The organism is Daejeonella sp. (genome assembly GCF_049655485.1).
Classification (GTDB): Bacteria; Bacteroidota; Bacteroidia; order Sphingobacteriales; family Sphingobacteriaceae; genus Daejeonella.
The window spans coordinates 1-7,607 of sequence record NZ_JBASJU010000034.1; the positions used below are offsets into that span (position 1 = coordinate 1).

7 protein-coding genes and 1 tRNA gene are annotated in these 7,607 nt (G+C 41.8%); 5 read left to right on the forward strand and 3 right to left on the reverse strand.

The window, feature by feature from the left end; genetic code table 11:
• Positions 1-174 precede the first annotated feature (174 nt).
• The 3 genes from WBJ10_RS01605 to WBJ10_RS01615 all read right to left on the reverse strand — a co-directional run bounded on the left by WBJ10_RS01605 (position 175) and on the right by WBJ10_RS01615 (position 3,650).
• Positions 175-1,380, reverse strand: coding sequence for a bifunctional 3,4-dihydroxy-2-butanone-4-phosphate synthase/GTP cyclohydrolase II (locus tag WBJ10_RS01605; RefSeq protein ID WP_424287804.1), 1,206 nt, complete (start codon positions 1,378-1,380; stop codon positions 175-177).
• A gap of 386 nt (positions 1,381-1,766) precedes the next feature.
• Positions 1,767-3,218: an LptF/LptG family permease gene (locus tag WBJ10_RS01610; RefSeq protein ID WP_424287805.1), complete on the reverse strand. Its 1,452-nt coding sequence runs from the start codon at positions 3,216-3,218 to the stop codon at positions 1,767-1,769.
• Positions 3,219-3,269: 51 nt separating this feature from the next.
• On the reverse strand, positions 3,270-3,650 hold the full coding sequence (locus tag WBJ10_RS01615) for an START-like domain-containing protein (protein WP_424287810.1): 381 nt from the start codon (positions 3,648-3,650) through the stop codon (positions 3,270-3,272).
• 261 nt (positions 3,651-3,911) lie between these two features.
• Between WBJ10_RS01615 and WBJ10_RS01620 the strand changes: the two genes are divergently transcribed.
• The 5 genes from WBJ10_RS01620 to WBJ10_RS01640 form a co-directional block, all read left to right on the forward strand.
• Positions 3,912-3,985: transfer RNA gene (locus tag WBJ10_RS01620), tRNA-Met, on the forward strand.
• A gap of 149 nt (positions 3,986-4,134) precedes the next feature.
• Positions 4,135-4,812, forward strand: a complete 678-nt coding sequence (locus WBJ10_RS01625; RefSeq protein ID WP_424287806.1) for a hypothetical protein — start codon at positions 4,135-4,137, stop codon at positions 4,810-4,812.
• A gap of 639 nt (positions 4,813-5,451) precedes the next feature.
• Complete coding sequence (locus tag WBJ10_RS01630) at positions 5,452-6,417, forward strand: YbjQ family protein (RefSeq protein ID WP_424287807.1); 966 nt, start codon at positions 5,452-5,454, stop codon at positions 6,415-6,417.
• A gap of 329 nt (positions 6,418-6,746) precedes the next feature.
• Positions 6,747-6,962, forward strand: coding sequence for a hypothetical protein (locus WBJ10_RS01635; protein ID WP_424287808.1), 216 nt, complete (start codon positions 6,747-6,749; stop codon positions 6,960-6,962).
• Between the two features lie 58 nt (positions 6,963-7,020).
• The coding region (locus tag WBJ10_RS01640) for an endonuclease/exonuclease/phosphatase family protein (RefSeq protein WP_424287809.1) at positions 7,021-7,607 on the forward strand (587 nt) is incomplete at its 3' end.

Here is a 7,607-nt window from a genome sequence, read left to right on the forward strand (position 1 = left end):
GCCTGGTATACCGTAAAGACTTTGATGACCTGAATGAGCTGCTTGGTTTCCTTCGCGGGAAAAGCAGGAGAGAAGAAAAGCCTAAAGAAGAGGAAAAACCAAAGGAAGTGATAGTCCCTTTGATTACCGACGCTACAAAACCTGAGGAAAGAATACGGCCGAAAAATAAATAGGCTAGCTGTTCTTCATGATGGTATGACCCATCTTATCACGTTTGGTTTTGAGGTATAACTCATTATGTTCATTCGACTCAATCTCTATCGGCACATTGGAAACCACTTCAAGTCCGTAGCCAATAAGGCCGGAACGTTTGGTCGGGTTGTTCGACATCAGCTTCATTTTCTTGATACCTAAGCTGCGCAATATCTGTGCACCGATTCCATAATCCCGCTGATCCATTTGAAAGCCCAACTGGAGATTCGCGTCAACGGTATCCACACCATTTTCCTGAAGGTTATAGGCATGCAGTTTATTGATCAGTCCAATGCCCCTTCCCTCCTGGTTCATATAAATCACCACACCTTTGCCTTCCTGCTCGATCATTTCCATCGCTTTGTGAAGCTGAGGGCCGCAATCGCATCGGCATGAGCCAAAGATATCACCCGTGATACAAGAGCTATGTACCCTAACCAATACAGGCTCATCCTCTTCCCAGCTCCCCTTGGCAAGTGCCAGGTGCTGCTCTCCCGAGTTCAACTGAGTATAAGCGACCATTTCAAAATCTCCCCATTGAGTAGGTAATTTAACGGAGACTTCCTTTTTAATTAAAGATTCCGTTTTTAGTCTATAAGAAATCAGATCCTTGATACAAATGATTTTGAGATTGAACTGTTTTGCGATGATCAGCAAATCGGGCAGGCGAGCCATTTCACCATCATCTTTCAAGATCTCCACGAGGAGACCGGCCGGAGCCAGACCCGCCATTTCAGCCAGATCGACTGCAGCTTCTGTATGACCTGCACGGCGTAATACGCCACCTTTTTTAGCGATCAGGGGAAATATATGTCCCGGGCGACCCAATTCATCGGGATTAGTATTCGGATCAATTAGTGCCTTAACAGTTTTAGACCTATCAGAAGCAGAAATACCCGTGGTACATCCATGCCCGATTAAGTCAACCGAAACCGTAAAATTAGTTTCAAATACAGCTGTATTGGTACCTACCATCAGGTCCAGGCGTAATTCCTGGCAGCGCTCTTCAGTAAGAGGAGCACAAATCAAACCCCGCCCGTGGGTAGCCATAAAATTAATCACTTCAGGAGTCGCGTTTGACGCGGCAGTCAGGAAATCACCTTCGTTTTCTCTGTCCTCGTCATCAACAACAATGATAACTTTCCCGGCCTTTATATCGTTTATTGCTTCTTCAATCGTATTGAACATATCTGTGTTTGTATAGCGAATAGGATGAATCGCTAAAATTGTTGCGAATTTACGGAAATAAGTCGGGAGAAATATTGGGGGAAAGTAAAATGATTTACCGCAGAGGACGCAAAGTTTTTCGCGAAGGACGCAGAGGGGTTTATTTTCGACGCGGCGAGGCTCTTTCCCGAGAGGTCCCGGATCACGTCCGGGATGGATCTCCTCAATAGACACGCGGCCCAAGCCGCTGTGTCAACCGGCTCGTGAAGGTTCCTTGGGGTTTCTCCCTGCGGTCAAATGACGAGTGCCGAGTTTATGTGATTGGAGGTTTCTCCCTGCGGTCGAAATGACGACCGCCAAACCGAAGGGAGGAACCTCGCAGGGCCGTCATTCCGACCGCAGGGCCGTCATTCCGACCGAAGGGAGGAACCTACCGAAGCCTCTTTCCTCGCAAACAACTTCCCAAACCACCTCTTATAACTATCAACGTCAAACAACACCGAATCAACCGTCGCCTTATAAGTTAAAAACGCCCCCAGCGGAGACAGAATAATAATTGCCAGCCACATCCCGATAGCAGGCTCAATAGCCCCGTCTTTAACCGACTTTTCTGAGATAGTGGATATAATATGATAAATGAGGAAAAAGATAACCGACATCACAACCGGCAGCCCCAGCCCCCCTTTCCTGATTATCGCTCCCAAAGGCGCGCCAATAAAAAACAAGACCATGCAGGATACGGCCAGCGTAAATTTGCGGTTAAGTTCGATTAGGAAACCTCTAATCCGGACGGTATTATCAGACGTGTACAGTTCCTTGCGCCGCAAAACATCTTTCACCGTCAGGATTTGATCCTTTGCACTTTGTATGGATTGCAGCCTTTTATCTTTTGCTATTAGCTGCATTACATCCTTATAAGGTTTTAAAACTTTTACAGGCGGAGCCGGCCTTGAAGGATCATTCCTGAAAGTATTTGAAAGCAAAGTAAGATCAGCATAGGTAGAGCGAAGGTTACTATCCCGCTTGTCCATGAATGAATCGCGGTACATTTTCAGCTGGTTCAGACTCATCATCTGGTAGTTCGATTTAAACAGATCCTCATCGGTCCGTTTCAACCCAAAGCTCGAAAGATCCAGCTTCTGCTCCGTTTCCTTAAACTCCGTGCGCATAAAGCGCTGCCTTGGATTGTAAGTACCGGTCGTGCTGGGTGTCTCCTCATACCGTACGCCATTCTTCAATTTCAGAACCAGGAGCTGATTATCGTCGGTCGTAAACATCTGGCCTTCTTTGGCCATCAGCATATTCAAATTACCATTGGAAGAATTTCGATCATAAATGAGTACGTCGTGCAGGGTCTGATCTTCGTCTTTCTTTTTCACCCGTATGGCATATCCCGGAATGCTGCTATTGAAGATGCCCTCCTTTATCAGAAAGGCTGCTTTTTGATTTCGTATATCATATAGCAGGGAACCCATTTTCAGATTCGCTTTGGGAAGCATATAATCCGAAAACAAGAATGCTCCGATTCCCAGGAAGCCCACTGTTATGATCAGCGGCATCATAGCCTTTTGCAATGATATCCCGGCCGACTTAATCGCTACGAGCTCATAATTTTCGCCCAGGCTGCCAAAGGTCATGATGGAAGAAAGAAGGATAGCAAGAGGAAGGGCCATAGCCACATTAGTAGCAGAGGCATACATCAGAAGCTGCAGGATAACATGCCATTCAAAGCCCTTTCCGATCAGGTCATCGATGTATTTAAATAAAAATAGCATCAACAAAATGAACATGACTATGAAAAAGGTCACGATAAAAGGCTGGATAAAGGCCTTAAATACAAGCAGGTGTACTTTTTTCATTAGCGGCAACAGGATGGTTTCCCTCCCACAAAAATAGGGAAAATTTATTCCCTAAGCACCCAATACCCCGATCAGGTATTGAATCTGGTTGTCCCAGATGAGTTTCCGGTCCTGTAAAGTATCCTCCGTAGCGAAGTCGGTTATAGAAAGAGCCACATCATTCGTCAGTTCATCCTGAACGATCTCCATCTCAAAATAGCAATGAGGTTCGTCGTCAAGCCATTTAAACTTAACCAGCTTATTTTCCTTGATAGAAAGCAATTTCGCTTTCTGCTGCTCCCCGTCCCAGGTAAAAGTGTATACCTGGTCGCGATAATTGACATCATCAGCAAACCATTGTGCCAAACCGTTCGGTTCATTTAAAAACCCGAACAAGATCTTAGGAGATGATTTCACTTCATACTCAACATTAAACTTCTTCTTTTCAGTCATTCCTGTAATTATTTGATCGGTTGAGGCGTTTTTATTCATCATTTTTTCTAAAGAAAAGTATTTTCTTCTATATTTGCAAACTCAATAATGAGAGCTTCGCTTGACAATATAATTGTTGTATTCGACAATTAGTTAAAATTTAGCTTTTAAGAGAAAATAAATCCGGCGGGGTATCCGCCAGAGGCGGAGCAGGATTCATATCCGCCCGGGGCGGACGGCAGTTCGATCCGTAAAATTGAAATAATGAATAGAAGATAGTATGGCGGGGTAGCTCAGATGGTTAGAGCGCAGGATTCATAACCCTGAGGTCGGCAGTTCGATCCTGCTCCCCGCTACGGGTAAAAGCTCACAGAAATGTGGGCTTTTTTTGTTTCTAAGCCTTAAGTGCGCCAAATGTACAGTAAGTCATCCAGAGCATGGGCATATTGGTTATTTACACATTAAAACATTAACTTAGAATTAATAATTGCACTTAAGTTAAATTATGAGTGAATCAAGTGTTACAGATTGGGTTTCAGCTGTTGGAGTGCTTATAGCTGCTCCTTCCGCTATCTTTGCTATGTTTAAATTAGGACGCAAAGACAAGGAATTAGAACGTAAGTTAAATTCTTTGGAAACTATAGCAGGACAACAAGCTGAAATTGCGAAACAAATGATTGTTCAATCCGGACAAATGCAATATCAGTCAAGTTTAATGGCGGGTTCCAATAAATTACTCGAGGAGCAAATACAGATCCAAATTGACAATTTCATCCATCATAAAAATATTACGGAGCGAGCTTTAGAGCTTGAAAATAAAAAAAGAATATCTGAAATAAGACCTTTCTTCGTGACAGATGGGGGGTTCTCAAGTAATAGCGGCTTTCAAATAGAGTTTTTGAATAAAGGTGGAGATGCTACAGACGTTACATTAGAGTTAACTGATGGAGAATTTGTACAATTAACTCCACTCGCTTCAAATCTTAAAGTGAACAATGGAAAGAAATTTATTCTTAATGGATCCGCTAGACTAGATCGAACATATTTTACAAATAATATGGTACCTTTTGACATACAGCTTACATTTAAAGACGTTGACGGAAACGACTATTCTCAAAAAGTACAAAGAGTAGTTAGTGGTCAGGTGATTTCGCAAGACCCACAATTAGCATCTAATAGCTAATTAAAACATCCCAACACCTCGCCATACCCTCTTCTGCTGCTTAGAGATGGATATGGTGAGGTTTGGTCTTTGGTTCCATTGGGTAAAGCCTGTGCAAATTTGATCGTCAGACGCACGTAGATCGGCACGAAAAGCTACTCATCCTGCTAATGATAACGCCAGACCTCGCTCATTAATTTTGCTACGCTAGAATCAATTTCGCTATGCCCCATCACATTGGCGTGGTCTATCGACCAGGACAAACCTACCCAGGCAGTCTGTCATTCTCATTGCGGACGGATTTCAGCGCTTTTCGTAGAAGCTCCTGAATTTTTTATACGATTGCTACGCTAATATCCTATAAAATCTTCTCGCTTCTATAGCATTGCGACCTGCGAATCACTCTGGCTTCAGCTCGTCACAATTATTGAATTCCCCTTCACCTATGGCTTATGGATCAATAATTCCGCCAAGCCTCGTGTTTTCTGAAGGGAAAACATATCACTGGATCGCCTTATCAGGCTTTACTCCAATGACCTTCGCTCAGTCGCAGACGGTCGCATCATTGAATAACTGTAATTAAAATTTTAAGTTTGGATTAGGATACCTTACTGACAATAAGCATATTTAATAAATCTACTTAAAACTCAAGCAATTGTTATGGCAACACCAAAAGACATTCTGGTCGTCACATCATCGACCTTAGACGGAGTTAAAATCAAACGGTACCTAAAACCCGTATCGGCCCATATCGTTGCAGGGACTAACTTGTTTAGCGACTTCATGGGTGGGTTAACTGACGTATTCGGGGGAAGATCACAATCTTATCAGAAACAACTTGCATCGTTATACAACGAGGCTATCTCGAGAATAAAGCATTCTGCACATGAGATTGGGGCTAATTGCGTAATTGGGTTAAGCATTGATATGGATGAAATCTCTGGAAAGGGTAAATCTATGTTCATGTTAACAGCAATTGGAACGGCTGTGATATTGGAAAAAGAATCCATAGAGAAGATCCCGTTATCTGAGCAGGGACCATTGGAAAATGTTGGTGTGGACAGGATAAATACCTTGAGACAGAAGAAATCTATCATTAAAAAAGCTAATGATTCGGAATTGCAATTAACAGAAGACACATGGGGTTTTATAACTGAGAATCAAATCCACGAGGTGTTTCCTTTCTTAGTAAGGAAGCTTGAATACGCCGTGAAAAATGAAATTAGCCCAGGAGATTCGGATGCCTTTTATAAATTTTTTGTTGGTTACATGGATCGTCTACCAGAGTCAATTAAACTGCAGTTACTTTACGATTCAATCAAGGTCGAAGCCCATATTCCGGTTATTTTAAAACTCGGCAGGGTGGTTAAAGAGTTACATCTCTTTGACGCTAAAAAGACCTTCGAACTGTTGAAAAACGAAGATTTTACACTTCAAAAGAGGGGATTAAGGTTAACCACATTTGACAAACCATTCTATAATAAACAGGACATGGAAGAATTAAAGTCGATAATCACATTCGTCCAAAATAATTTTAAGGAACGAGGGACAAGAACTCTAAAAAAGGATTTATATCAGGGGAAAAGGAAGTTTGGGTGTGTGAATGTGGTAAGACAAATGACATAGATGCATATTGTGGTGATTGTAAACAAGATATTTATGGGTTTAAAGAGACTGAAATTAATCCGGTTGCGGCAATTAACCATTTAACGCAAAAGGTGGAACTAATTGATGACTTGACCAGTTGAGCTAAGGAAATGAACATATTCAGTTACAAACAAAGTCGAGCTGCCCTAGGGAGTTTGCTTTTTTTAATTATATCATATAGCTGTAACAGCCCAACTTCAAAGGTTGAGATCTCACTTCCTGACCCTAAGGAGGTAACAACAGACGTTGAAATTCCACCTAAGAATTTCACGCGCCAACAAATTGCGAAATTCGCCATCTCAACGATAATGAATCAGCCAGAAGAAATAATTAGCGTCTCAGAGGAGAACGACAAATATATAGTTTCATACGGGCGCAAATCCGACTCTGAGAATTTCAAGTACAAAGCGCGTATTGATGGAAATAAGATCATTTGGGGTAACAGCGATGGTAGATGGCGCGATAGTGAATATGATGAGAAAATAAGCTTCAGGGAAGATGGTACTAAATTAACAATTGTCTAAACTTTCAGTGATGGCTCCGAATCATTAAATAATTTCCCAATAAGTAATCTGGTCAGACTTGAAAATCCTTACTTGGAACTGTAACGGTGCGTTAAGAAAGAAATTTGAATATCTAATTCCATTTGATGCAGATATCTTCATTATTCAGGAATGTGAAGATCCAAATAAAGCACTGGATAAGAACTATATTGATTGGGCCACAAATTATCTATGGATAGGTGACACGAAGAATAAGGGGATTGGAATATTCGCCAAGCCACAAATCACTTTAAAGAGATTAGATTGGTCAAATACCTACAATGATCATACTGTTAAGCACTTTCTTCCCTGCACCGTTAATGACGAGTTCAATCTTTTAGCTGTCTGGACGCATCAAAATAACTCACCTAATTTTGGCTACATGGGTCAATTCTGGAAATACTTACAGGTTAACAAGGATAAATTTCAAAACACAATAATTGCTGGTGATTTCAATAGTAACGTAATTTGGGATCAATGGGACAGATGGTGGAATCACTCCGATGTTGTTAGAGAATTAAATGAAATTGGAATCGAAAGCCTGTACCATCGTTTTACAAAAGACATACCAGGTGAGGAAAGTCAACCAACTTTTTACCTAAGACGTAGTGTAGAAAGACCTTACCA